General features: G+C 65.3%; 17 protein-coding genes. 5 read left to right on the top strand and 12 right to left on the bottom strand.

The window, feature by feature from the left end; all coding sequences use genetic code 11:
* Positions 1 to 42 precede the first annotated feature (42 nt).
* Together FHS79_RS05360 and FHS79_RS05355 are read right to left on the bottom strand one after the other, a co-directional pair.
* Positions 43 to 1,683, bottom strand: coding sequence for an N-acyl-D-amino-acid deacylase family protein (locus FHS79_RS05360; RefSeq protein ID WP_184196490.1), 1,641 nt, complete (start codon positions 1,681 to 1,683; stop codon positions 43 to 45).
* Positions 1,680 to 4,061 (bottom strand): penicillin acylase family protein, encoded by a 2,382-nt coding sequence (locus tag FHS79_RS05355; protein ID WP_184196488.1) that lies wholly within the window; start codon positions 4,059 to 4,061, stop codon positions 1,680 to 1,682. The genes FHS79_RS05360 and FHS79_RS05355 overlap by 4 nt, the downstream gene beginning before the upstream one ends.
* Before the next feature lie 245 nt (positions 4,062 to 4,306).
* On the opposite strand from FHS79_RS05355, the gene FHS79_RS05350 reads away from it, so the two are divergent.
* The 3 genes from FHS79_RS05350 to FHS79_RS05340 are packed head-to-tail and all read left to right on the top strand — an operon-like array spanning position 4,307 to position 9,911.
* A complete protein-coding gene (locus FHS79_RS05350; protein ID WP_184196486.1) occupies positions 4,307 to 7,339 on the top strand; it encodes a TonB-dependent receptor domain-containing protein in 3,033 nt (1,010 codons plus the stop codon).
* Positions 7,340 to 7,380: 41 nt separating this feature from the next.
* The gene (locus FHS79_RS05345; protein WP_243452674.1) at positions 7,381 to 8,889 is read left to right on the top strand and encodes an MFS transporter; all 1,509 of its coding nucleotides are present in this window, start codon (positions 7,381 to 7,383) and stop codon (positions 8,887 to 8,889) included.
* On the top strand, positions 8,886 to 9,911 hold the full coding sequence (locus FHS79_RS05340; protein WP_184196484.1) for a serine hydrolase domain-containing protein: 1,026 nt from the start codon (positions 8,886 to 8,888) through the stop codon (positions 9,909 to 9,911). The genes FHS79_RS05345 and FHS79_RS05340 overlap by 4 nt, the downstream gene beginning before the upstream one ends.
* Before the next feature lie 61 nt (positions 9,912 to 9,972).
* Here FHS79_RS05340 and FHS79_RS05335 read toward each other — a convergent pair whose 3' ends face one another.
* The 4 genes from FHS79_RS05335 to FHS79_RS05320 form a co-directional block, all read right to left on the bottom strand.
* Entirely contained in the window at positions 9,973 to 11,184 is a 1,212-nt protein-coding gene (locus tag FHS79_RS05335) for a S41 family peptidase (protein ID WP_184196482.1), read from the bottom strand.
* Between the two features lie 212 nt (positions 11,185 to 11,396).
* Entirely contained in the window at positions 11,397 to 12,560 is a 1,164-nt protein-coding gene (locus FHS79_RS05330) for a phospholipase A (RefSeq protein WP_341534416.1), read from the bottom strand.
* A 301-nt stretch (positions 12,561 to 12,861) separates the two neighbouring features.
* Positions 12,862 to 13,212 carry a hypothetical protein gene (locus FHS79_RS05325; RefSeq protein ID WP_184196480.1) on the bottom strand — a complete coding sequence of 117 codons (351 nt, stop codon included), beginning with the start codon at positions 13,210 to 13,212 and terminating at the stop codon, positions 12,862 to 12,864.
* Between the two features lie 63 nt (positions 13,213 to 13,275).
* The gene (locus tag FHS79_RS05320) at positions 13,276 to 14,295 is read right to left on the bottom strand and encodes a serine hydrolase domain-containing protein (protein ID WP_184196478.1); all 1,020 of its coding nucleotides are present in this window, start codon (positions 14,293 to 14,295) and stop codon (positions 13,276 to 13,278) included.
* Between the two features lie 303 nt (positions 14,296 to 14,598).
* Here FHS79_RS05320 and FHS79_RS05315 point away from each other — a divergent pair, with 303 nt between their 5' ends.
* Entirely contained in the window at positions 14,599 to 15,648 is a 1,050-nt protein-coding gene (locus FHS79_RS05315; protein ID WP_184196476.1) for a sensor histidine kinase, read from the top strand.
* 5 nt (positions 15,649 to 15,653) lie between these two features.
* Positions 15,654 to 16,364: a LytR/AlgR family response regulator transcription factor gene (locus tag FHS79_RS05310; RefSeq protein WP_184196474.1), complete on the top strand. Its 711-nt coding sequence runs from the start codon at positions 15,654 to 15,656 to the stop codon at positions 16,362 to 16,364.
* A gap of 189 nt (positions 16,365 to 16,553) precedes the next feature.
* Here FHS79_RS05310 and FHS79_RS05305 read toward each other — a convergent pair whose 3' ends face one another.
* The 6 genes from FHS79_RS05305 to FHS79_RS05280 form a co-directional block, all read right to left on the bottom strand.
* Complete coding sequence (locus tag FHS79_RS05305) at positions 16,554 to 17,168, bottom strand: Npun_F0296 family exosortase-dependent surface protein (RefSeq protein WP_184196471.1); 615 nt, start codon at positions 17,166 to 17,168, stop codon at positions 16,554 to 16,556.
* A 505-nt stretch (positions 17,169 to 17,673) separates the two neighbouring features.
* Positions 17,674 to 22,341: a beta strand repeat-containing protein gene (locus tag FHS79_RS05300; protein WP_184196468.1), complete on the bottom strand. Its 4,668-nt coding sequence runs from the start codon at positions 22,339 to 22,341 to the stop codon at positions 17,674 to 17,676.
* Positions 22,342 to 23,185: 844 nt separating this feature from the next.
* Positions 23,186 to 23,980: a patatin-like phospholipase family protein gene (locus tag FHS79_RS05295; RefSeq protein WP_184196465.1), complete on the bottom strand. Its 795-nt coding sequence runs from the start codon at positions 23,978 to 23,980 to the stop codon at positions 23,186 to 23,188.
* Positions 23,977 to 24,177 carry a putative signal transducing protein gene (locus tag FHS79_RS05290; RefSeq protein ID WP_184196462.1) on the bottom strand — a complete coding sequence of 67 codons (201 nt, stop codon included), beginning with the start codon at positions 24,175 to 24,177 and terminating at the stop codon, positions 23,977 to 23,979. The genes FHS79_RS05295 and FHS79_RS05290 overlap by 4 nt, the downstream gene beginning before the upstream one ends.
* The gene (locus FHS79_RS05285) at positions 24,177 to 24,536 is read right to left on the bottom strand and encodes a DUF2784 domain-containing protein (protein ID WP_184196459.1); all 360 of its coding nucleotides are present in this window, start codon (positions 24,534 to 24,536) and stop codon (positions 24,177 to 24,179) included. Before FHS79_RS05285 ends, FHS79_RS05290 begins: the two co-directional genes overlap by 1 nt.
* Before the next feature lie 24 nt (positions 24,537 to 24,560).
* A complete protein-coding gene (locus tag FHS79_RS05280) occupies positions 24,561 to 25,115 on the bottom strand; it encodes a pyridoxamine 5'-phosphate oxidase family protein (protein WP_184196457.1) in 555 nt (184 codons plus the stop codon).

Raw genomic sequence — 25,115 nt, 5'->3', positions numbered from 1 at the left:
TCGCGGTCGCCCGCAAACTCGTCGTCGCCGCCAACGCCATCCTCAAATCCAGCACCCGATGGCAAAAACCAGCTTGACCGCCAATACAGTCGCCATATCAATCGGGGGGGGGCATTCCGCCGGAGTCGGTCGGAGCAGCGCACGGCCCGGCAGTGCGCCGGTCGCCTTGCCGCCGGCCAGTGCCAGCACGCCGTTGACGAACAGCGCGTCGACGCCGACCGCGGGCCGGCGCGGGTTCACATAATCGGCCACCGGCGCATAGCGCGCCGGATCGAAGACGACGACATCGGCGAAGAAACCCGGGCGCAGATAGCCGCGCTGCGCGATGCGATAAATGTCCGCCACCGCACCCGTCGAGCGGCGGATCATCGTGGCCAGGTCGATCACCCGGCGCTTGCGCACATATTCGGCATAAAGGCGCGGAAACGTCGCAAACTGTCGGGGGTGACCGTCCGACCCGTCCGAGCCGGTGACGACCCAGGGCTGGCGCATGATCAGGTCGATATCCCGGTCGGCCATGTTGAACGACGCGACGCCGGTGGCGCGCGGGCCGCGCCCGTCCGCATCCGGGGTGCGGATGATCCGCAGCGCTGCATCGACGGCGCCGGTGTTCCAGCGCAGCGCCATGTCGGCGAGCGTCCTGCCCGTCCACAGCTGGCCGGCGCTGGTGAGGAGCAGGCTGGCGGCGCCACCCCGCCTGCGCAAATTCTCGGCCATCTCGGCCTTGATGCGGTTGAGGGTCGCGGGGTCGTCCAGCCGGCCGAGCAGAGCCTGGTAACCGCCATCGACCGCCCAGCGCGGCAGCAGCGACGCATCGAGGCTCGATCCCGAGGCGTTCCATGGATATTGGTCGGCAGTGACGTCGATCCCCTCGCGGCGCGCCGCGGCGATCTCGGCGATCAGCTGCGGCGCCTGGCCATGCACATCGACGCCAAGCGCCTTGAGATGCGAGAGATGCACCGGCATCCTGGCCGCACGGCCGATGGCGATGGCCTCGCGGGTCGAGGCGAGCAGGCCGATGGTGTAGCTCGATTCGTCGCGCTGGTGGGTGTCATAGAGCCCGCCCCGGCGGCCGGCCTCGGCGGCAACGGCGATCACCTCATCGGTGCGGGCGAAGCTCTGCGGGGCGTAGAAAAGCCCGGTGGAAAGCCCCAGCGCACCTTCGCACATCGCCTTGGCGACGAGCGCCTTTTCGGCGGCAAGCTCGGCCGGCGTCGGCGGCCGGTCATCCTGCCCGAGCACGCGCGCCCGCACCGCGCCGAAGCCGATGAGCGGGGCGAAATTGGTGCCCACCCCGCCGGCCTGCAGCAGCGCTGAATCGGCCGCGACATCGGGCGTGCCATAGCCGTCGCCGCCGGTGATGATCGTCGACACCCCCTGCGCCAGCCAGGGCAGGTTGGTGCGGGCGGCGGCATCCTTGCTGCGGATATAGGTGTCGGGATGCGTGTGCGGATCGATGAAGCCTGGTGCCACGATCCTGCCGCGCGCATCGATGATCCGTTTGGCGCGGGTGCCGCGCGACGGCCCGACATAACTGATCCGGTCCCCGCTGATCTCGACATCGCCCGTCACCGGCGCCTCGGTGCCGCCGGTGTAGAGCGTGCCGCCACGAATGACGACATCGGTCGCAGCGGCAGGCTGCGCCGACACCAGCAGTGCCACCCCGAGCAACCGGGCAATCATGCCGGCACCTTCGGCACCAGCACTGTCCTGCGCCGCGCGGCGGCATCGACCGCGGGCTTGCTGAACGGCAGCGGCTGCATGGCACCCGAGATCCACGGCGCATAATGGTCGGCGTGATGCGGGGATTTCGGATCGGCCGATTGCCCCGGCAGGTTGAGATACACGCTGGCGTCCCAGTTGCCGACATCGATGACTTGCAGATAGCTGGCACCCCCCGAGACGCCATAGCCGCGCCGCGGCACCCAGCGCGCGTTGACGGTGAAATTGTCGCCGCCCGAGCCGCTGCCCTCTATTGCAGGGAATGCCGCGGCAATTTCGGGCAGCCGCGCCAGCGGATGGCTGATGCGCACCTTGTGAAGCGTGTCCCAGCGCCATGCGGCAGGGTCCGCACCCATCAGTTTCACAGCCTCGTCCCAGGCGGCAGCAAGGCTCGCATCGAACAGCCGGTCACGGACCGCCGCCGGGTCGGCGCCGAAGCGGGCATCGGGAGATCCGAGCAGCCGGATCAGCTCGCCCGCTGCGATGCTCGGCACCAGCGCGCGCGCCTCGGTGGGAACAACCGCTTCAAGGACGCGCCTGCCGAGATCGGCCCACAGGATGCGGAACAGCGCGGCTGCGCCACTCTCGGGGCCGAGGACCCCGTCCCACCCCCGCAGCAGCACGGCCGCCGGCTTTGCGGCGGCGGACGGCGTCGCCGGCAGCAGTGCCACGAGCTCGCGCGCCGGCGTCGACACGAAATCCTGCTGCAAGGCCGCGCTGTCCGCCAGGCTGTGGCGCGGCTGGGCGGAGAGCACCGACGCGATGCACTCATAGCGATACGGTTCGCGGAAGGAGAAGGCGAGCGGCCGCGCCTGCATCGGATAATCGTCGGGAAGATTGTTCTGGTTGGCCGAGGCAAACCACCCCTTGGCGGGGTTGAGCGCCCGCGGCAGCTGGCGCGCATCGATCCGACCGCGCCAATCGAAACGGCCATCGCCGGGGGCCGGCAGCAGGCCATCATGGCCGCCGCTGCGCAAGGGCGCGATGCCGATCACCTGCCAGCCATGGTTGCCGTCCGTATCGGCATAATGGAAGTTGGTCGGCGACGGATGCCAGCGGAACGCTTGCGCCAGGCTCGCCCAGTCGTGCGCCAGATTGATCGCGATCATCGCGAAACTGCCCATGCATCCGGGCAGCATGGTGATGCTGCTCATCGCCGTTGCGCGGCCGGCGGCGGGATCATGGCGCAGCACCGGCCCGTGCACCGAATAGCGGATGACGACGCGGCGGGGCGCATCGCCCTTGACCGGGATCAGCTCCTCCACCGTCTCGAAGCGCTTCCAGCCACCGGCGTGGCGGTAGCGCTCGGGATCGGCGGGATCGAGGGCCAGAATGAACAAGTCGGTCTGGTCGTTGTGCGAGTTGGTGCGGCCAAAGGCGAAGCGATCGGTGTGCCCCTGCATGATGCCTGGAAGCCCGGGCGCGCCGCCGCCGATGACATCGAGGCCGGGGGCGCTGAGATGCGCGACATGGCGCGGGGCGGCGCCCCCGATGCCGAGGTGCGGATCATTGGCGAGGATCGGCCGGCCGGTGGCGGACCGTTGCGGTGCGATCGTCCAGGCGTTCGACCCCGCCTCGCTGCGCGGTGCCGCCGGATCACGGACCGGGGACGGGGTGGTGCCGAACGGCAGCGGCACGGCAGCCTCGCCGAGAATGCCGAGATCCGCCCTGGAAATCGCTGCCACATCGAGGCCCGCAGGCACGCGCAGCGTCCACGCCGGGCGCAGCGGGGCGACCAGCGCATCGAGATCGAGCCGGCCGAGGGCGGCAAGCCCGGCGCGGCGGATCTCGTCATCGACATTGCCGATGCTTGCACCGCGCGCGAGCACGAAGTCGCGCACATCCCAGCGCAGCGGGGTGCTGCCGAGGATGCGATATTCGGCCGGCAGCAGCGATGGATCGCCGGCCACCTCATCGAGCCGCGCGTTGATCCCGGCGCAATAGCCGCGCGCGCAGGCAAGCACTTCGGCGGGGAGGGCCGCGAGCTCGGCGTCGAGATCGCCGCGATAGTGGAACAGCCGTTCGGCATGATCATGGACCATGAAGGCTGGACCGAACGCCTCCGCCAGCCGTCCCATGTTGCGACGATGGCCGAGATCGAGCTGAAACAGCCGGTCGCGGGCGACGACATAGCCCTGGCCATAAAAGGCATCCGCCTTGCTGGCGGCGCGGATGTGCGGAATGCCGGCGCTGTCGTCGATGATCTCGACCGGACCAGCGGCAAAGCCTGCCGACGCTGGCGGTATCCCTTTGAAGCCGGCGGCCGGCGCGCAACCCACCGCGGCGGTGGTGGCCAGCGCAGCTGTGCCGCCGAGAAAGGCACGACGGTCGAGCTTCATGCCATTCTCCCTGCCCGCCCGGTTGCGCTGCGAACCTATGCGGCAGCCCGAGGCTGCGCAATCCCGTTGCAGCCCAATGTGTTGCAGTTGGGATGCTGTGCATCGAAATCGTGAGGCCAGTCGACCGGACCGCGGTTTGCCGCTTGACGCGTCGCCGTGCCGCCCGGCAGCATATTGGTCGGGGATGCGCATCGGCATTGCGACAACTGCCCGCGATCTGGTGCGGGCGAACGGGGTTTGACCAAATGAACGACACCGGTATCAGGACGCAGCGTAACAATTTCATCGGGCAGGCGAGCGTGGCGGCCATCGCCGTCGCGCTGCTCATGCCGGCCGTCGCCCATGCCCAGACGACACCGACTACAACGGCCGAAACCTCAAGTGCGCGCGAGGAAGGGCTGATCGTCACCGGCACGCGCATCGTGCGCGACGGCTTCCAGGCCCCGACACCCCTGACCGTGCTGAGCCTCGAAGACATCCAGAACAGTTCACCGAGCAACAACATCGCCGATTTCGTCAACCAGCTGCCGGCCCTTGCCGGATCGACCCGCCCGTCCAACTCGCGCCTCAACCTTTCGAGCGGGCAGGCCGGCATCAACGCGCTCAACCTGCGCAACCTCGGCGCCGAGCGCACGCTGGTGCTGCTCGATGGACGCCGCTCGGTCGGGTCGACCGTCACCGGGCTCGTCGACGTCAACACCATCCCGCAGTCGCTGGTGAAGAGCGTCGAGGTCGTCACCGGCGGCGCATCATCGGCCTATGGCTCGGACGCGGTCGCCGGCGTCGTCAACTTCGTTCTCGACAAGCGCTATGAAGGCCTCAAGTTCACCGCCGACAACGGCATCACCGGCGAGGGCGATGGCTACAACTACTCGTTCGGCGTGGCCGGCGGGCTGGCCTTTGCCGGCGGCCGTGGCCATATTCTCGTTAGCGCCGAGCTCGCGCACCGTGACGGAATCTTCTCGATCGATCGGGACTGGAACGCCACCGGCTTTGTCCGCATCCAGGACCCGGCATGGACCACGTCGAGCACCACGCCGCGCTTCCTCATCCGCCGCCAGGTGGGTGCTGCCAACTCCACCCCGGGCGGGCTCGTCACCGGCTCGGCGGGCGGCGTCGCCAACCGGCTGCGCGGCCTCTATTTCGGCAATGGCGGGGCGATCAACCAGTATCAATATGGCTCGCTCACCTTCCCCTCGCCGACCGGGGCGGCCCCTCCCACGCTCACCCAGGGCGGGGACTGGCAGGTCAATGATTCCGGACGGCGCATCGGGCTCGATCCCGAGGATGATCGCCACGGCGTGTTCGGCCGGCTAAGCTATGATGTCGCCGATGGCGTCACGCTGTTCGCCGAGGCCGCGTACAACCGCCAGTCGATCTTCTTCAACGCCGGCCCCAACCTTTCGACCGGCATCAACCTGACCGCGACCGGCTGCGGCACCGCCGCCACCGCGGCGGCTGCCCCGCTCACCTGCAACGCCTTTCTCTACAACACGCTTGGCCCCGCACAGCTCGCCGGCATCACCACCGTCACCGTAGCCACCACCGCGGTCGACCTGCCGCCCCGCGTGGCGGACAACCGGCGCGAGGTGCAGCGCTATGCGATCGGTGGCGAAGGCGATTTCACGCTGTTCGGCAAGCGCGCCGCCTGGAACGTCTATGGCCAATACGGCCGGGCGGACCTGCGCGAGCAGCTGCGCAACATCATGAACAACCCGCGCATTGCCAACGCCACGGCCGCGGCCTTCGCGCCGGCGGGCAACGCCGGCGGCTATGCGGCCGGGTCGATCCAGTGCCTGATCAATGTGGACCCCAACCCGGCCAACAACGATCCGGCTTGCGTGCCGCTCAACCGGCTCGGCATCGGCGTCGTCAATCCGGCGGTCGCCGGCTATGTGCTCGGCGATCCGTATCGCGATGAAGTCGTCGAGCAGTACAATGCCGCCGCCAACCTGTCGTTCACGCCGTTCGCCACCTGGGCCGGGGATGTGAGCATCGCCGTGGGTGCAGAATATCGCGAGGAGCGCATTCGCGGATTCGTGCCGCAGGAGTTCCAGCCGATCGCCACCATCGACGCCAATGGCCGACCGGGCACGACCAATGTCTGGTCGGTCGGCAACTTCCTGCCGACCAACGGCAGGTACAATGTGAAGGAAGCCTATCTGGAAACCGTCGTGCCGCTTGGCTTCGGGCTCGAATTCAATGGCGCGGTGCGCGCCACCGACTATTCGACCGCCGGCTATGTAACGACGTGGAAGGTCGGTGGCACCTGGCAGCCGATCGACGATATCCGCCTGCGCGTCACCCGCTCCCGCGATATTCGGGCCCCCAACCTCAACGATCTCTTCCAGGGCGGCTCGGCAAACAGCGATTCGATCCGCAACCCGATCTTCACCGCCAATGGCGCCAATGGCCCGGCAACCTATGCCTATTCGGGCTTCGTCACCGGCAATCCCAACCTCCGTCCCGAGCGGGCGAATTCCTGGAACGCCGGCGTGGTGCTGTCACCGCGCTTCCTCCCCGGCTTCAACCTTTCGGTCGATTATTTCCGTATCGAGCTCGATCAGGCGATCAGCACCTTCAGCGCACAAACGATCGCCGACCTCTGCTTCCTGCAGAATCAGCAGGGCTTCTGCGATGCGATCACCACCGACGCGGTCCGCTCCACCCCCGGCCAGCCCTATCTGCTCATCCGCAGCCAGCCCTTCAACGCCGCAAGCCAGCTGGTGCGCGGGGTCGATATCGACGGCAGCTACCGCATTCCGCTCAACCAGATCTTCGGCGCCGCCGAAGGCAGCTTCACGCTGCGCGGAATTGCCAGCCGCTACATCGACAACCTTTTCGACAGCGGCGTGCCCGGTACGGTCGTGCTCAACTCGGTCGGCGTCAACGGTGGCCAGGGCAGCACACCGACATGGCTGTTCCGCGCCAGCGCCAGCTACGATACGCCCGGCTTCTCGATCACCGCAGTCGGCCGCGGGGTAAGTTCGGGCAAATATGTTGCCAACGGTATCGAATGCTCGACCGCCTGCCCCGCCAACGACCCCAACTTCTTCACCTATGATGTCAACCGGGTGTCGGGCCTGTTTTACGCCGATCTCAACCTGAGCAAGACGATCACCGTCAACCGCACCGAAGCCCAGCTCTTCCTCAACATCACCAACCTGTTCGATCGCGAGCCGCTGCTCCTCCCCGAGACCGGGCTGGCGGCAAACAGCACCTATTCCGATCTGCTCGGGCGCGCCTTCCGCGTCGGCGTCCGCGTCCAGCTGCGCTGATCGCGAACGGCGCAGCACCGGCAGTGGCGGACCCGGGGGCGATGACCGCACTCGACGCGCTGCCGGGCCGGATCGACCTCGCCCCGGCGGCGGGCCTTGGCCGCGCGCGGCTGGCGCTGTTCGGCATGCTCGGCTTTTCGGCCGGGCTGCCCTTCTACATGTTCTCGACCGTGCTGGTGTTGCGGCTGCAGGCGCATGGCGTGGCGCTCGTGGTCATCGGCTTCTTTGCCTGGGTGCAACTGCTGCCGACACTCAAGTTCCTCTGGGCGCCGCTGCTCGACCGCCACGACGTCCCGGGTTTCGCGCGCTTCTGGGGCAAGCGCCGTGGCTGGGTGCTGCTCTCGCAGCTCGGCATCGGCGCCTCGCTCATCGCCATGGCGTTGACCGCGGACGATGCGAGCCTCGGAGTCACGGCATTGTTCGCGGTGCTCCTCGCCTTCTGGACGACGACGCTCGAAGTCGCTTCGGACGCATGGCGCATCGAGCTGGCGCCGACTCAGGCCGCGCAAGGGCCGGTCGTCGCGGCCAACCTCTGGGGCTATCGCTCGGCGATGGTGGCGGCGGGCAGCGGCGCGCTCCTCATTGCCGATGCCGCCGGCTGGACGGCGGCCTATCTGCTGGTGGCAACCGCAGCGCTGTTGCCGTTTCCGCTGCTCCTCGCCACTGCACCCGAACAACCGGAAACACGCGGGCGGGGTGCTGCGCTGTTGACCGGGCTGGTCGCGTCGTCGGGCATCATCGCCGTGACAGCACTCGTCACCGCTGCGGTCGGCTGGGTCGTGCTCGGCGCGGCGGGGGGCCTTGGGATCGATTCCGAGGCGAATGTCACCCCCTGGGTGCTCGCCATCGCCATGCTGCCCTTTATTGCAATGGCGTTGGCCCTGCCGCGCATTCGCCGCGCGGGGCCGCAATCGGCGCTGCGCCGGTCGACGGCCCTCGGCCCCTACGTCGATTTCTTCTGGCGCTACGGCTTTGGCGCGATCGTGCTGATGGGGTTCGTCTCGCTCTACCGGATGGGCGATGTGCTGGCGCTCAACCTGTCGAAGCCGATGATCCGCGATCTCGGCTACACCCTCGCCGCGATCGGCCGCGCCGACGGCCTTGTCGCCCTGGCAGCGAGCATGGTGGGAGTCGCAGTCGGTGGCTGGCTGGTGATCCGGCGACCGCTGGTGAGCACGCTGGCGATCGGCGCCGTGGCCGCCGCCGTCGGCAATTTCGGCTTTGTCTGGCTGGCAGGTCAGCCGCTCGACGAGGCGATGCTCTACATCGCCACCGGCGCCGACCAGTTCGGCAACGGCATGGCCGGCGCAATCTTCGTTGTGTACCTTTCGACGCTCGTCAATCCGCGCTTTCCCGGCGCCCAATATGCCTTTCTGTCGGGCTGGGCCTTCATGCTGCCGCGGCTGCTCTCGGGTGCGGGCGGCAGCATCGTCGAGACAATCGGCTATGACAGCTTCTTCCTGCTTTCGGGAGGGCTGAGCCTTGCGGCCCTGCTGTTCCTCCCAGTCATCGCGCGAGTTCGGCCACGGCCATCGGACGTTGCCGCATGATCGAGCAAATCGCCGACGCCGGCTTCGGCGCTGCCCGCGAGGCGGTTGCGGCGGGGCGCATCCCTTGCGCCATTCTCGGCGTGGTCATGGCCGATGGCCGGCGGGCGACGCGCCTGGCAGGCCTTGCACAGCGCGAACCGGTCGCCGAGGCGCTCACGCTCGAGCACTGGTTCGATCTGGCGTCCCTCACCAAGGTCATCGCCACCACGACGATGATCCTGCAGCTCGCCGATGAAGGTCGCCTCGATCTCGACCGGCCGCTCACCGATGCCATTCCCGATCTTCGCCAATATGATATCGTCGGCGCCGCCGAGCGCCGGCTGACCTTTCGCGATTGCCTCGCCCATCGCACCCACCTCCCCGCGGTCGAGCCGATCTACACCTATGGCGACGACCCCGATCGGTTGCGGGCCTTCATCCTGCAGCGCGAGTGGCGGTCCGGGCCGCCGGTCTATTCGGACATCAACTTCCTGCTGCTCGGCATCGCCATCGAGCGCCTCACCGGTGGCCCGCTCGATGGCCGATCCTTGCCACCGGGACTGAGCTGGGGTCCACCACCAGGCCCCGCCGTCGCCACCGAACACTGTCGGTGGCGGGGACGCGTGCTCAAGGGCGAAGTGCACGACGAGAACGCCTTTGCGCTGGGTGGACGCACCGGCCATGCCGGGCTGTTTGGCACAGTCGGCGGCGTGCTGGACTTTGCGGCAGGCCTGCTCGACGGATCGGGGGCGTCGCCCGCCATGCTCGATGCCATCCGAACCCCGGTCGCCGGAAACCGCAGCTGCGGATGGGAACGCAAGCATGACGGCTGGCCGGGCGGTGCGGCCTGCTCGGCCGAAACCATCGGCCATACCGGCTTCACCGGCACCGGGCTCTGGATCGATTTCACGCTCGGCATCGCCTGGACGCTGCTCACCAACCGCGTCCACCCCAGCCGCCACTTCGACAGCGGCATTGCGGCGCTGCGAGCGGCAACGGGCAATGCCGTCATCGCCGCTTGCGCGCCAGGTGCCGAGCCCTGAAGCGTCGCGCGGCCCAGACGCCGTGTCGGGGAACCAGGCGTTTGGCCGCAGCTTGCTCAGGTCATCCCGCAAGCTGCCGGAGCAGTGCGGAGCCTGCCGCGAGCACGTCGCCGCCATCGGGCACCAGCAGGTCGGGCCGCAGGTCCGACCGGGGTCGATCATGAACGTCGTACACCGGCTCGGCCGAATATTGCACCTCGATGCCGCTTCGGTCGAGCCGCAGCCGAAAGACGGCCGCGCCAAGGCCCATCATCGGCTGCCCCACGATACGGGCGCCGCAGATGGCCTTCATTCCCATCGGAAAGCCTTCGGCCATGCTTGCCGACCAGCGGTCGCACAGCACCACCACCGGGTTGGAGTAGGTGAACGGTCCGCGCGGCTCGACGACTTCTGTCCAGAAGGCGCCGAGCCCGGCTCCATCGCGCCGACGCATGCGCGCATAGGGTCGGGTGCTTTCGGTAAACCGGCCCATGATCGGGCGCGCGACCGCCGTATCGCCTCCGCCGTTGGCGCGCACGTCGATGATGAGACCGCGCGTATAGCGCAAGGCCATCATGCCAGCATCGAACGCCGCAACTGTCGCCTCATCTGCAAAGGACCCGATGCGGATCATCCCCAGCCCATCGTGGAGGCGGCGCCACGCGAGCGGCTGCTCATCCGCCCCCTGCACCAGCGGCAAAAGCAGCTCGCCGCCTCCTTTGAGGGTCAAACGCCGCGGTTGTCCGCGCCGGCCGGCAAGTGCGCCGTTCCAGGCATAGGTGTTTGCAGCTGGATCGGCACGAGTCAGGCATCGCGGCATGCGTTCGGCAGCGGCGCGCGGAACAGGCACCCCCTCGACATGGGTGATCGCGTCACCGACGCGAAGGCCCGCCTGCTGCGCGGCCGAATGCTCCGCTACCGACAATACAACACCCATCATCCCGTCGGGCTCAACGACAAGATCAAACGGCGGGAACCGCGGCGTGCCAGCAGGTGGATCGGCAAGATGGGTATGCGCATCGTAAAGTTCCGCCAGAACCTTTGCCAAGACGCGGCTCAGATCTTCGGGAGAAGTCGCAGCGATCGCTTCAGGCCGGTAGAGTTCGCGTACCCGCACCCAATTGGTGGCCTTGTTCCCGAAGAAGCAATATCGCTCACCGAGGGTGCGCCACAACTCGTCGAAGTCCTGACCATAAGCGATGTCGCGCGCCGGTTCGGCTGCAAGAACCGGCGCTGCTGCCAGCGAGGCGGCTCCGGCAAGAAGCCGGCGTCGGTCAATCCAAATTGCTTTCACCGAAGCACACCTTCGTAGAGCTTCTCTGCGGAAAACGCTCCGAGCAGTTCAACCATTTCGTACTGCGCGGTTGTCATCTGAACAATCCTGGCCAGGGCTGGCCTGGGCATAAAGCGGAAATCCTCGAAACAACGCGCGGTGTCCGCAAGGGGACGGCCTGTGGGATGCCATCGGCCGTATCCTCGGTTGATGCAGCTTGATCGAAATCCGCGCTAGCGCACAAACCCCAGCCCTACGCGGAGCCGTGTCTGATGGCGATTATAGTCGAGCAGATTTTCGCCGTAGCCAACAAAGCCCTGGCCAAAGACATAGAGGTTCAGCTTCGGCACCAAGCGGTTGATGGGATAGGACGCCAGCACATCGATGGAGCCCTTGCCGCTGCCGGGATTCAACCGGGTGTTGGTTGTCACCCGCAGACCGCCGTCGGTGCCGATCTCGGCGAACAACCCGGTGTTTCCGCGAAACCTGCCGATATCGGGATTGTCGCCACGATCACCAACGAATGCCCATAGGCGCGGGCCCACCGACACGCGATAGGCGCCCAACGTCATCGTCGCCACCGGCTGAATATAGATCATGTTGAGGCTACGAGAGTCGACACCGTCGCGCCCGTTGGACTGGTGCATCAGTCCGGCTTGGCCGCCAACCATAACGTCTCCAATGCTCAGCGGCTTCGGCAATATATAGACAAGCTCGGGCATGTAATCGACATTGCGAAATGGCGATGATCGCTTGCCCACGTCCCAGAACAGCCGCTGCGTATAGGCAAAGTGCAAGCCGTCGAGCCATGACGGCTCCCTGTCGGCGGACCCCGCGACGCCAAACAGTTGATACTTCAGGCTCAGTTGCACCTTCGCGGCGCTGTTGGTGCCGGGGCCATAGACCGCATACATCGGCTCATATGTCGAAAGATTGCCGATGAAGGCATTGCCGGGCTCGGGGCTCGCCGTCGCGAAACTCTCCGCCACTTCACCCGGCGTCGTAGGCACGGGACCCGCAGTCGCGATATCAACGCCGCCGGCAGGCAGCGCAAAGGCAAAGGCGGAGCCGTTGGCGAGCGACAGCGTTGCTGTACCCGCTGCCCCAGCGGTCGCTTTTGTCTGGAGATCCGCACGATAACGAACCTGGAGAAACCCGCCCGCCGGTACCGTTGCTGTTCCCGGCCCGATCCGCTCCAACACCACCATGGCCGGCTCAGCGCCCCGCGCAAGGCTCGCATTCAGCTGTTCTGGTGGTGCAATTTCTACCGATGCGCGATCGGTGTTGAGGAAGCGGATATCGACCACGACCGTGTTGCCATCGTCTGCCGATACGCTGCCGATCAGCATTTCGACTGCGGCTGCCGCCGGGCTGGCGAACGACAGCGCGGCGATCACGCCTGTCGCTGCCAAAGGAAACCGTGAGATGTGAAATGAAATCGGCCAAGCCCCGTACACCAGTTGACTGCGGCAATAGCCGTTCGCCTGTTCGAGCGTCAACCAGTTCGGGAGCCCGCGACGTCGACGGGCACCGATCGGCTCCTCAGATCACATACTAAAACCTGTGTCATTGACCCAGACACCGCCTGAGTTCCTGCCCGACGACGTCGACAGCCATGTGCTGTTCGAACGGCCAACCGCGCGCCTTCGCGGCGACACCATGCCCGGCCCTGCCTGCAGGTCGTGGCTGGTTCCTGCCTTACTGGGTCCGCGTCGCTGTCCAGGTCAGCAGGAACTTGCGGCCTTCGGACCAGCTCTGTCCCTCGACGCGGTCGCCGACCAGGCAGCCCGATGTTTGATAGGGGCCGGTGTTGTCGGACGTGTGGAAAGCGAAACATGTACGCCCCTTGCCGTCGAAAGCGCGCCCATCCTCGATCGCGTTGTCATAGAACGCCCCGCGAACGACGCCGGCCGCAGTGATGTCGAGCGTCATGGACTTGTTGTACGCAGGCGCATCGTTGCTTGGTCGCAGGTCGAGCGTCCATTCGCCATTGAGTTTGCTGGCGCCATGATCCTGCGCCTGCGCCGGGTTGGCAGTTGCAAGCGCCATGGCACATGCGAGAAGTCGGCAAGTCATGCTTTCATCCTTTGCAGAGGGCGGATCGATGCAGGGTCAGGGCTTAAGCGGCGGGCAGAAGGCCGCAGACAGCAGGTCGAAGGAAAGCCCACGCCCCTGCCAGACTTCGCCAAATTCCACGCTGTCATCGTTGGTGAAGACGACAACCGATCGCCCCAGGGCGGGCGCGATCACGTTGCGAACCTGGATGCCCCCAACATCGCCGCGACGCTCCACAAGCTCGACAGGTGCGGCGCAACCACCGAGTTGCGCCGGAAATGACCAGACGCCCAGCGCCTCGTATCCAAGCTTGGGATCGCCCTGCCAGAGCACCGCGCGCGATGCAGCGCCGAGGAGCGATCCGGCAATCAGGGCGCGGTCGAGCGCAATCAGGTCGCGCGCGGTACCAGTCAATGCCCCGGCGGCACCGAAGGTCGCCACGTTGATCGGCGGATACCGCTTGCTGCCGACCGTATAACCGGTCGCCATGCCCCCGTTCGGCTTGCCATCGCGTGACAAAGCCAGCGATCGCAGCGCGAGCGGCTTTGCAATGTCGCGGGCGACCAGCGCGCCATAAGCCTTGCCGGTTACGCGCTCCAGCATGGCACCGAGAACAAGGTAATCGCAGTTGTTGTAAGCAAAGCCGGCACCCGGCGCTGCCTTTGGCGCCTCGCCGCAAAAACCCGCGGCGCGTGCAGCGTCGGTGATTCTGTTCCCTGTCTCCAGATAGAAACCCGGCACGCCGCTGGCATTTGGCGCCGTGTCGTCGGGGTTGGGCAAGCCCGACGTGTGCTGGAGCAACTGACGCACCGTCACCTTGTCGCCGCCGGGCCCTGCGAAGTCAGGCAAATAGCTGGCGATCGTGCCGTCGAGCGAAATCTGCCCGAGCTCGACCTGTTTCATGACCAGCACAGCCGTGACCTGCTTGGTCACCGAGGCCCACAGCCAGCGGGCGCCGGCGCGGTGCGGACGGCCAGCCTCGCGGTCGGCCAGCCCGATTGCACTGTTGAAGATCGCGCCGCTTTGGTCCGCCACTGCAATCTCGGCACCAAGATGGGCAGCCTGCGCGACTGCCATCACACGCGGCCCGGCCGTTTCCAATGCTGGCGGGGCAGCGGTGGCAGCACTCGCTGCCAACAGGGCACAACAGGCAGTCAGCGCGGTCCTTACATGCTGGTGCATTGGGTTTCTCCGATCTGTCGATTGCTGTTGGCCGATCCGCCGGACCCCTGTCGTGCCTGTTGCGATCAGCGTTGTTCCCCAGCGACGAGCGTTGCGTCCCCGCTGGTTCAAGTGGCTGCAATCGGCTAGCCTTGCGTCATGCGGGGACCTGCCAACACAATCGATGCGGGGTCGCAGACACCGTTGCGCGTCGCCCTCATGTCCGCTGGGGGTTTCTGGCTGGTCTGGCTCGTGCTGGTCACCGCCCGTGCCGCGGCAATGGGTTGGCCCGATCAGGCCGGCATGTTGGTGCGCCGCAGCGCCCTGGTCGCAGTCGGGGTTGCGCTGACCCTGCTGATCCACCTGGCGCTGACCCGGCTGGAACGCCGTTCGCTGCCGGCGCGGGCGACTGCTGGCTTTGCATTCGCCGTTCCGGCAACAGCCTTGTTCGCGATCTTGAACACGATGGTATTCTATCGCTGGTTTCCGGTTCCGTCGGTTGCGGGGGATCTGGCGCGGTGGGATCCCGACGCAGTGATCGTGACCGCAATCGCCGACGGATTGGTGACCTGGTACTTCTTTTTTGCGGCCTGGGCGGCCTTTTATCTCGCTGTCGGCTATGTCGGCGAAGTGCGCGCAGCTGAACGCGACGCTGCCGCATCGCGTGCCGATGCGCGTGAGGCGCGGCTGGCCATGTTGCGGCTTCAGGTTGAACCGCATTTCCTGTTCAATGCGCTCAATGCCCTGTCATCACTTGTGGCGCGCGGTGAAACAAAGCCGGCGCTCGTGATGGTCGGCGATCTGGCCGCTTTTCTGCGCGCAGGTCTTGGCGCCGAGATGACCGAGGACATACCGCTCGGCGATGAGGTCGAGTTGCAGCGGCTGTACCTGGCGATCGAAAAAGCCCGGTTCGGCAGTCGCCTCGATGTGGAATGGGACATCCCGGAGTCGTTGCATGGCGTTCGCGTCCCGGCGCTCATCCTGCAGCCGTTGGTGGAGAACGCCGTCAAATATGGGGTTGCGCGCACATCGACGCCGGTTCGGATCAGGATTGCCGCACATCGCGGCGGCGAAGACGACATTGTCCTTACGGTGGAAGACGACGGCGCCACATCCGGCGATCTGCCCAAACCTGCTCCGGGGCTGGGGATCGGTCTGGCAAATGTCCGCAGCCGCCTTGCAGCGCGCTATGGCGACGTCGGCACCTTGTCTTCGGCGGCGACCAAATCGGGGTGGCGGTCGTCTGTCACCATACCCGCGTACGGATGAGCGCGATGCGGCTCCTTGTGGTCGATGACGAAGCACCGGCACGCGACCTGCTCCGCGTCATCTGCATGGAACACGATGTCACCGTCGTTGGCGAGGCGGAAACCGGCGAAGCCGCCATTGTGCTCGCCGACCGGCTGCGGCCCGATCTCGTGCTCATGGACGTTGCCATGCCGGGCATGGGCGGCATGGCCGCCGCCCAGGAGATTGCGCGGTTACCGCACCCGCCAGCCATTGCCTTTACAACGGCTTTCGTTAGCCACGCCCTTGCTGCGTTCGATGTCGGCGCAGTCGACTATCTGCTCAAACCGATCGTCGATGCCCGCTTTGTCGTCATGCTCGGCCGGGCTCGCGCTGCCCGCGCCACCACGGACACGACACCTGTCGACGATCACATCTGGGTGCCGGTGCGGTCCGAGCCGAAACGGATTTCGCTCGGCACCATCGAACGCATCACCGCGGAACGCGATTATGTGCGGATCGAGATTGACGGCCGGTCACATCTGTTGCGCGCGACAATGGACGAAATCGCGGCAAAGCTCGGATCGCTCCCGTTCCTTCGCATCCACCGCTCGACAATCGTGCGGCGCGATCTGGTGACAGGCCTGCGGCACGAGGGCAGCGGCGTGTGGAGCGCCGTCATGGCAAATGGCGCCCCGGCCCGGATCGGTCGAAGCTATCTCGATCCGACCCGATCTGCCCTTTCAGGCATAGCGTAGATCGAACAGGCGGAGGTAATCTGCAGTCCGCAAGGCGATGGTCTTCGACCTGTAATGGCGCAAGCAAGACTCGTGCGCTGCTGCCTCGCCAATGCATATTCTGGCTATGCTGCTGACGTTAAAGATACGCAGAGAAACAACTTGATGTTTGGTCGTGCCCCCCGCGTGGGGGCACGACCAGACAATAGCTTATGAAACGACGCTGTTGACATACTTCCGGCGGCGCATGGTGGCGCCGACCATCCCGAACCCGAACACAAGCAGCGCCCAGGTTTGAGGCTCTGGAACGGCGCCAGTGACCGTGTCGAGTTCGAAGGAATTGGCCGACGAGTTGAAAGCGACGCTCGTGACCGACTGACCGCCAAAATTGAAGTTCACGCGACGGTTGTTGAACGGATCTCCCTGGCTGCCGTCAGCAGGTGCCGGCGGGATCTGTGCGCCGGTAAATGACGAAACCAAATCACCACCGTTGAAAAACGAAACAGTGTTATACTCGTCGATCGACCCCCAGTAAAAGCTCAAGGAGCGAAGTGCCCGGGGGAGCGTCAGCGTCGCAGTATTGCCACCGAGAACAGCAAGATACTGCGTCGCATTGCCCAAAGGAGCTGCATACTGGCCAGAAATGGAGCCAGTCACCAGCTGATAGTTGCCAGAAAGGCCGGCAGGGGTGTTGAAGTCGGTAATCAGCGACTGTCCGACCGGGATACCGGTGTCTGGTCCGTTTACCGACGTTACGACAGTGATGGCGCTTGCCGAGGCAGCGAGAGACACGGCAGCAGACGCTGCCAGCATAAGCTTGATCATACAAAGCTCCAATACCACAAGTTACTGAGGTATTAATGTAAGCATTTTGTTAATTCAGTGGCAAGAAGATTCACCTGCGGGGGCGCTTGCAAGGCATCCATTAACCACGTTTCTAAAACCGGCCACGTGTTTTCAATTACTTGTTCTCGGGATACGAGCGCTGCTGAATGCTCGTGTTTTATGCAGAACGGGAAGTTCAGCGGCAAACTCGACTCCACCAGCGGAACGCTTGGGCCACTGGCGGTCATTGGCTCAACAAACTGAAATAGTATCAGCGTTGCTCCAGGCGCGAGTCGAGCCGTTTTCCGAACCCGCTTCGGCGGACATCGTGGTTCTGGCGCAAAAGCTGAAAGTCATACGATTCTCGGACGGGGTCGACAAATGTGGCTGCGTTCCTTGCAAGGATCACGCGCTCGATGAAGTCGCGGGAGGTCAGGTTGTCGCCCGAAAGAAGAGGGCGGGGTGATTGCTCACCCCGCCCTTAGTGCCGTCGGTTGTTGTTGTGTCAGAACCCGAGGGTGAAGGTTGCACGGGCCCCATGGTCGGTGTTGCGATCGCCGATCACGCCATTGTAGCCCACCGACACGCCGGCGTTGTTGCCGATGCGGAAGTTGACCTTGGCTTCGAGGGCTGCACTGTTCTTGTCGAGCGCTGCGGCCGAGATCGGCATCGTCTGGCCAAGGCCGGTGATGCTGAGGTTGGCGATCGGCGCCCGGTCGCCGGTGATGCTCTGCCAAGCGGCCGAACCTGCCAGCGACGTGCCACCGCCGAGATCGAAGCCTGCCCGCAGACCGGCCTGGACGACCGAGATGTCATACGACTGGCGGACCCCGTTGACCGCCGCGATGCCGCCCGTCTCGCCAAAGGCATTCGCCTTGGTGTTGACATAGGCATAGCGGGCGAACGGCGTGATCTGCGTCGTGGGGCCGGCGGCGATGTTGTACGAGAGCTCGCCGAACAGCTGGTAGGTGGTGCCGTCCACAGTGCCCCGCAGCGATTGGCCGAGGCCGGTCGCAGTGATGGCACGGTTGCTGCTCGAACGGGTGCCCGCCACCGAGCCACCGACACCGACCGCAAAGCCGCTCGGATCACGATAGCCGGCATAGGCCACACCACCCGTGCTCTTGACCCGGGCGGTGCCCAGCGATGCGAACTCGATGTCGTTCTGCGTGTAGGTGAAGCCCGCACCGACCTTGAAGCCATCCTTGGCATAGTCGACACCGGTCAGCACGCCGATCTGCTCGGTGGTGAAGCGGCTGCCGATGGCATCACCCTGCGCCACGCCCCAGGAGCCGACGCCGCGGAACCAGAAGGTGGTTTCGGCATCGCCGTTGGTGGTGGTCGCCGCCTGCGTGCCGCTGAGGGCTGCAAGGCCGGCATTCAGGCGATCGAAGGCGGTGTCACGCACCACTCGCGTGTCTTCCATCGCCACCCGGCGCTCGGCGCTGTGGATCTCGCCCGAGAGCTGGCTGAGCGCGGTCGGCAGGTTGGCGCCTTGCGTGAACAGATCGAAGAACGGCTGCGGATTGTAGCCGGCAGCAATCGCCCGGTCGAATGCCCGTGCCACTTCAAGCGCGTTGCCCCTGAGGCCAGCGCCCCCTGCTGCCGCCAGCGAAGCCGGCGCCAGTGCCACGCGGACCATGTTGCCGGCATAGCTCACCATCGGATTGAACCCGGTGCCGAAGCCGCCGAGGCCGGTCACCGACGAGAAAGTGCCCGTCAGCGCCGATGCCGACAGCACGGTATAGCCGGTGCCGAAGGTGTAGGTGCCCGGTGCAACCGAAAGCGCCAGCGTGCCGGCAAGCGATGCCGCACCCGTTGCAGTGATCCGATCCGCCGCTGCCGGCGTGATCTGCGCGGCATAGGTCGACCCCGCCTGGAAGGTCACCGGCCCGGCCACCGACAGCGTGCCGACAGCGCCATTGCCCGGTGCCACGGTGGCACCCGACTGTGCGACCAGCCCGCCGACTGTGCCGGCGCCCGACAGCGTGGCACCCGAAGCGACCGTCACCGTGGAAGCGCCGATCGAGCCGCTCACCCGCAGTTCGCCGACGTTGACGGCGGTAGCGCCGGTGTAGGTGCTGATGCCGGAGAGCTCGAGACGCGCACCCCCGATCTTGGTGACGGTGCCGCTGCCCGAGATCACCCGGGCATAGGTGCCATCGACCGTCTGATTGAAGGTGAGGTTGGCGTTGTTGAGAATGTTGCCCGTGCCGAAGCTCAGCGAATTGCCGATGAGCGAGCCGCCGGTGATGATCGTGCCGCCCTGATAAACATTGTTCCGCGTGAGCAACAGCGTGCCCGAGCCAGTCTTGGTCAGGCTGCCCATGCCACCGATTTCGCCGCTGAGCGTGACGTTGAACGCGCCGCTGTCGATGGTGGCACGCGACGTCAACTCGAGACGGTTGGCGATCGCCAAGCCGTTGACCCCCGCCGCCAGCGTGGCGTTGTCGTTGATGGTGATCTCGCCGCGGCCCGCTGCGGTGTTGGTGCCCAGCGTCACGGTGCCGGCATTGATGCCGAGGCCGTTGAACTGGTTGTTGCCGTTGAGGACCAGATTGCCGAGCGTCACATGGCTCAGCGACCCCGCACCACCGATGTTGCCGTTGAGTGTGAACACATTGCCATTCGAAGCGATCAGACCCGTTGCGGTCGTCTCGATGCCATTGGCGATCGTCACATTGCCGCCAGCGGCAAGCGTTGCGAGATTGTTGATCGCGATGTCGCCGATGCCGGCCGCCGTGTTGGTCCCCAGCGTCACGGTGCCGGCGTTGATGCCAAGGCCATTGAAGCCGTTGTCACCATTCAGCACCAGGTTGCCCAACGTCACATGGCTCAGCGATCCCGCCCCGCCGATGTTGCCATCGAGCGTGAAGGTGAAGCCGTTTGACGCGATCAAGCCGGTATCGGTCGTCTCGATGCCATTGGCGATCACCAGGCCATCGACTCCCGCCGCCAGCGTCGCCAGCTCGTTGAGCGCGATATCACCGATGCCTGCGGCGGTGTTGCTGCCCAGCGTCACGGTGCCGGCGTTGATGCCAAGGCCATTGAAGGCGTTGTCGCCATTGAGCACCAGATTGCCCAACGTCACATGGCTCAGCGAGCCCGCGCCCCCGATGTTGCCATCCAGGGTGAAGGTAAAGCCGTTCGATGCAATTAACCCGGTATCGGTCGTCTCGATGCCGTTGGCGATCACCAGGCCATCGACTCCCGCCGCCAGCGTCGCCAGTTCGTTGAGCGCAATGTCGCCGATGCCGGCAGCGGTGTTGCTGCCCAGCGTCACGGTGCCGGCGTTGATGCCAAGGCCATTGAAGGCGTTGTCGCCATTGAGCACCAGATTGCCCAACGTCACATGGCTCAGCGAGCCCGCGCCCCCGATGTTGCCATCCAGGGTGAAGGTAAAGCCGTTCGAGGCAATCAGGCCAGTATCGGTCGTCTCGATGCCATTGGCGATCACCAGGCCATCAACCCCCGCCGCCAGCGTCGCCAGTTCGTTGAGGGCGATATCACCGATGCCTGCGGCCGTGTTGGTCCCCAGCGTCACGGTGCCGGCGTTGATGCCGAGGCCGTTGAAGGCATTGTCGCCATTGAGCACCAGATTGCCGAGCGTCACATGGCTCAGCGAGCCCGCACCACCAATGTTGCCATCCAAGGTGAAGGTGAAGCCATTCGATGCAATCAACCCGGTATCGGTCGTCTCGATGCCATTGGCGATCACCAGGCCATCGACTCCCGCTGCCAGCGTCGCCAGTTCGTTGAGCGCGATGTCGCCAATGCCCGCTGCGGTGTTGCTGCCCAGCGTCACAGTGCCGGCGTTGATGCCGAGACCATTGAACTGGCTATCGCCATTCAACACGAGATTGCCGAGCGTCACATGGCTCAGCGAGCCCGCGCCGCCGATGTTGCCATCGAGCGTGAAAGTAAAGCCGTTCGAGGCAATCAGACCGGTATCGGTCGTCTCGATGCCATTGGCGATCACCAGGCCATCGACTCCCGCCGCCAGCGTCGCCAGTTCGTTAAGCGCAATGTCCCCGATGCCGGCCGCCGTGTTGCTGCCCAGCGTCACGGTGCCAGCATTGATGCCGAGGCCATTGAAGCCGTTGTCGCCATTGAGCACCAGATTGCCCAGCGTCACATGGCTCAGCGAGCCCGCACCACCAATGTTGCCATTCAGCGTGAAGGTGAAGCCGTTCGAGGCAATCAGGCCGGTGTCGGTCGTCTCGATACCATTGGCGATCGTCACATTGCCGCCAGCCGCGAGCGTCGCCAGCTCGTTGAGTGCAATGTCGCCGACGCCTGCGGCGGTGTTGGTCCCCAATGTCACGGTGCCGGCGTTGATGCCGAGGCCGTTGAAGGCGTTATTGCCATTAAGCACCAAATTGCCCAACGTCACATGGCTCAGCGAACCCGCACCGCCGATGTTGCCGTTCAGCGTGAAGGTGAAGCCGTTCGATGCAATCAACCCGGTGTCGGTCGTCTCGATGCCGTTGGCGATCACCAGGCCATCGACACCCGCTGCAAGCGTCGCCAGTTCGTTGATCGCAATGTCGCCGGTGCCCGCTGCCGTGTTGCTGCCCAGCGTCACGGTGCCGGCGTTGATGCCGAGGCCGTTGAAGCTGTTGTCACCGTTGAGCACCAGATTGCCCAATGTCACATGGCTGATCGACCCCGCCCCGCCGATGTCGCCGTTGAGCGTGAAGACATTGCCGTTCGAAGCAATGAGTCCGCCACCCAGGGTGGTGATCGCATTGGCAAGCACCAGCCCGTCAATGCCAGCGACGAGCGATGTGCCATCTGCCATGACCAGCGCGCCACCGCCGAGCGACGTATTGCTGCGAACTTCAATCGATCCGAAGTCGAGCGCCGTACCGCCAGTGTAGTTGTTGCCGTCTCCTGAGAGAATGACCGTGTTCAAGCCCAGTTTCGACACCGAGAGAACGCCGATGATGTCCGTCAACGCAAGGTCGAACAGCAAAGGGCTGCTGGCGAGATCGACGTCGAAAATCAGCTGGCCATTCGTGATTTCGGTAAAGCCTGCATAGCTTGCCGGCGACGTCACGGAGAGCGTGCCGCCGTTCTCGGCGACTATATCCAGAACCTGCGCGGAGGCCGTCGCCGAACCCAGCACGGTGCCAGCCAAGATCGCACTCGTGATAGACAAACCGCGCATCATGCGTCGGACATTCTTGCTACCGCCACTTCCCGCGATAGCCGGAGCGAATTCGCCAACACCGAGCGTCTTCTTCATCATAATAAAAAGCCCCAAGAAACTTTACCAACCACGACCGGCTGTTAAGATGGCTAAATACCGATTACGCAGCCAAAATCAAGCAGTTTGCGGCAGGTTGTATCGACGTTTCTTCTCACGCCGGGGCGGGGACAGTTTATTGTTAACCGGCGTCAATCTTTAGTCATTCAGTTCGTGATTCAGGTGGAAGGCACGTGCGCCAGGCTCGAATGATCAAACCAAGTTGATATGAGGTTCGCACCATGATCGCGCAAGCCAGTTGAAGCAGCGAACCGGAAAGCGGAGAGTGAAGTGCCGTTGGGACCGGCCGCCGATCTGAACAAATTGCCTTCGAACACCACCGAGAAGCGCCGCACCGTCATCGTCAGCGGGTCTCGGACACTTCGCCTGCGCCCCAGCACTTGCAAAGGCCGATTTCCTTGTCCCTCAAGTCGCAAGGCTGTGAACCGGAGTAGAATAACGGCACCGACGCACATTTTGATGACACGGATTGCTTATCAACAACTTGCGGCCAATTTCGCACGTTCGGCACACAAAAAAATGGCCCGGAAGTCGCCTTCCGGGCCAGTCGGTTTCCTTGGGGAGGAACCTCGGGGGGCGTGGACCGAGCGTTGCCGGTGCGCCGATTTCGTGAAGCGCCGCTGCGCTCCTGCCAACCGTAATGCACAGAGCGTGCCAACTGGCCGGCCTAGGCAGCGGCGCAGCAACCAATGCGGTCCACTGCTTATTTTGGTTGCAGTGCAGCAAAGCTGTTCAAATTTTGGGCAGTTCAGCCCAGCGCTTCGATCGCTGCCCAATTCTCGACCACAGATGCAGCCCCCAGCGCAATCAGTTCATCGGCGCGCGTGAAGTTGCGCACATCGACATGGCCGATCGCCGGTGCCAGTTCGATGTCGGGCGGGTCGAGCGCCAGCGATTGCCGCGCCAGATGCGCCATCACCAGGGAAATTCCGGCGCGCCCCACCCGGAACGGCGTCAGCACCCGCTTCTCGGGCGGCAGCGCCGCCAGTGCGCGGCGTGCATAATCACCCTGCAGATTGACCGCGAGCACCGGCGCCTTGCTCATCGCCCGCACGGCCGCCACCGGCACCGGCGCCACCACGCCGCCGTCGACCAGCACCATGCCGTCGCGCCGCACCGGCGGAAACACGCCCGGAATAGCGATCGACGCACTCACCGCATCGACAATCGATCCCCGCCGGATCGACACCGCCTCGCCCGAAATCAGGTCTGCGGCCACCACCGCCACCGGCATGAACAGCTCCTCCAGCTGCGTGCGGCCGAAGTGCAGCGCCAGCTGCCGCCGCACCCCGCGCCCGCCGAGCATCGAGCCCCTGCGCAGGTCGACATCGATGAATTGCATCACCGTTCGCGCATTGGCGCCGCGCGCGATCTCTTCCAATATGTTGAGCCGGTGCGCCGCCAGGCAGACCGCAGCCACCGCCCCGATCGAGGTGCCGCTGACAGCGTCCACCGTCACCCCGCGCCGCTCCAGTTCGCCGAGCACGCCGATATGCGTCCAGCCCAGCCCGGCGCCACCGCCGAGCGCCAGCGCGAGCCTCACAGTTCCGCAAGCAACGCCCGCGCCGCCGCCTCATCCTCGTCGAGCACCATCACCCGCACCCCCGAAACGCCGCTTCCGATCAGCGAAGCAATGCCGGCGTCGAACACCACCGCCTCGATCCCGCCGGCCTCCAGCCGCATCCGCATCATCTCGGCCGCCATCGGGTCGAACAACGTGTCGAGCGTCACCAGCGGCATCAGCGCCGCTGCCGCAGGAAGCGCACATAGAGCAGGCCGTTCACCACCAGCAGGATTCCGGCAAACAGCGCCTGGGTGCTGCGCGTCAGTCCATCGGGATAGATGATCGGCGTGAGATACCGGTCGATGAAACCGCCCGAATAGCCCGCCTGTCCCGCTGCCTCGCGCAGTTCCACCTCCAGCGGCGTCAGCGGGCACACCCCGCCCGATAGCTCGATCCACACGCCCCATGCCAGTGCCGGCAGGTGCAGCCCCACCAGCCACGGCCAGCGCACCAGCAACGCCGCGCCGAACAGCACGAACAGGATGAAGGCGAAGTGCACCACCATCACCGCATCGGCTGCCAGGGCCGGATTCATCGCGGCCACAAGGCGCCATCAGCCTCAACCATAGGGCAGTACGGTTGGCGGCCGCACCGGCAGCCCATCGATGCTGCGGTCGCGCGCCTGATACTTCAGCAGCCGTTCGGCGGCATCGTCCTGCGCATGATACTTCCTCAGCGTCTGCCGCTCGGCGTCCAGCGCCATGCGCGGCACCGCCCAGCCACAGCTCTCCTGCGTGCTCTCCACGACGATATCGAAAATCTGCCGCACGCCCGGCTCGATGGTGAAATGCGCCGCCAAACCATGCCAGTCATCGTCCTGCGGCAGCACCGGCCGCCCGCGCCCATAAATCCGGTAGATCAGCGCCGTGCGGTCGAACGCGCAGAACATGATCGTGATCCGCCCATCGGCAAGCAGGTGCGCGTTCGTCTCGTTGCCCGAGCCGCCATAGTCCAGATACGCCACGCGGTTCGGCCCCAGCACGCGGAAACTGTGCATGCCCTTGGGGCTGAGATTGATCCGCGCGCCATCCGCCGCCGTCGCCACGAAGAACACCGGCTGCGCCGCCACCCAGGCAGCGCGTGCGTCGTTCACATGGTCGGAAAACTCAGACAT

Source organism: Polymorphobacter multimanifer, assembly GCF_014205635.1.
Classification (GTDB): Bacteria; Pseudomonadota; Alphaproteobacteria; order Sphingomonadales; family Sphingomonadaceae; genus Sandarakinorhabdus; species Sandarakinorhabdus multimanifer.
The sequence above is the reverse complement of the archived record's forward strand: the minus strand, read 5'-3'. Positions and strand labels throughout refer to the sequence as shown.

Coding starts and splice junctions, on each gene's coding strand:
- FHS79_RS05280 (WP_184196457.1), bottom strand. CDS start 25,115: ATGTCTGAGTTTTCCGACCATGTGAACGACGCACGCGCTGCCTGGGTG.
- FHS79_RS05345 (WP_243452674.1), top strand. CDS start 7,381: ATGACCGCACTCGACGCGCTGCCGGGCCGGATCGACCTCGCCCCGGCG.
- FHS79_RS05300 (WP_184196468.1), bottom strand. CDS start 22,341: ATGATGCGCGGTTTGTCTATCACGAGTGCGATCTTGGCTGGCACCGTG.
- FHS79_RS05310 (WP_184196474.1), top strand. CDS start 15,654: ATGCGGCTCCTTGTGGTCGATGACGAAGCACCGGCACGCGACCTGCTC.
- FHS79_RS05355 (WP_184196488.1), bottom strand. CDS start 4,061: ATGAAGCTCGACCGTCGTGCCTTTCTCGGCGGCACAGCTGCGCTGGCC.
- FHS79_RS05350 (WP_184196486.1), top strand. CDS start 4,307: ATGAACGACACCGGTATCAGGACGCAGCGTAACAATTTCATCGGGCAG.
- FHS79_RS05290 (WP_184196462.1), bottom strand. CDS start 24,177: ATGCCGCTGGTGACGCTCGACACGTTGTTCGACCCGATGGCGGCCGAG.
- FHS79_RS05320 (WP_184196478.1), bottom strand. CDS start 14,295: ATGGCAGTCGCGCAGGCTGCCCATCTTGGTGCCGAGATTGCAGTGGCG.
- FHS79_RS05340 (WP_184196484.1), top strand. CDS start 8,886: ATGATCGAGCAAATCGCCGACGCCGGCTTCGGCGCTGCCCGCGAGGCG.
- FHS79_RS05360 (WP_184196490.1), bottom strand. CDS start 1,683: ATGATTGCCCGGTTGCTCGGGGTGGCACTGCTGGTGTCGGCGCAGCCT.
- FHS79_RS05305 (WP_184196471.1), bottom strand. CDS start 17,168: ATGATCAAGCTTATGCTGGCAGCGTCTGCTGCCGTGTCTCTCGCTGCC.
- FHS79_RS05325 (WP_184196480.1), bottom strand. CDS start 13,212: ATGGCGCTTGCAACTGCCAACCCGGCGCAGGCGCAGGATCATGGCGCC.
- FHS79_RS05315 (WP_184196476.1), top strand. CDS start 14,599: ATGTCCGCTGGGGGTTTCTGGCTGGTCTGGCTCGTGCTGGTCACCGCC.
- FHS79_RS05285 (WP_184196459.1), bottom strand. CDS start 24,536: ATGAATCCGGCCCTGGCAGCCGATGCGGTGATGGTGGTGCACTTCGCC.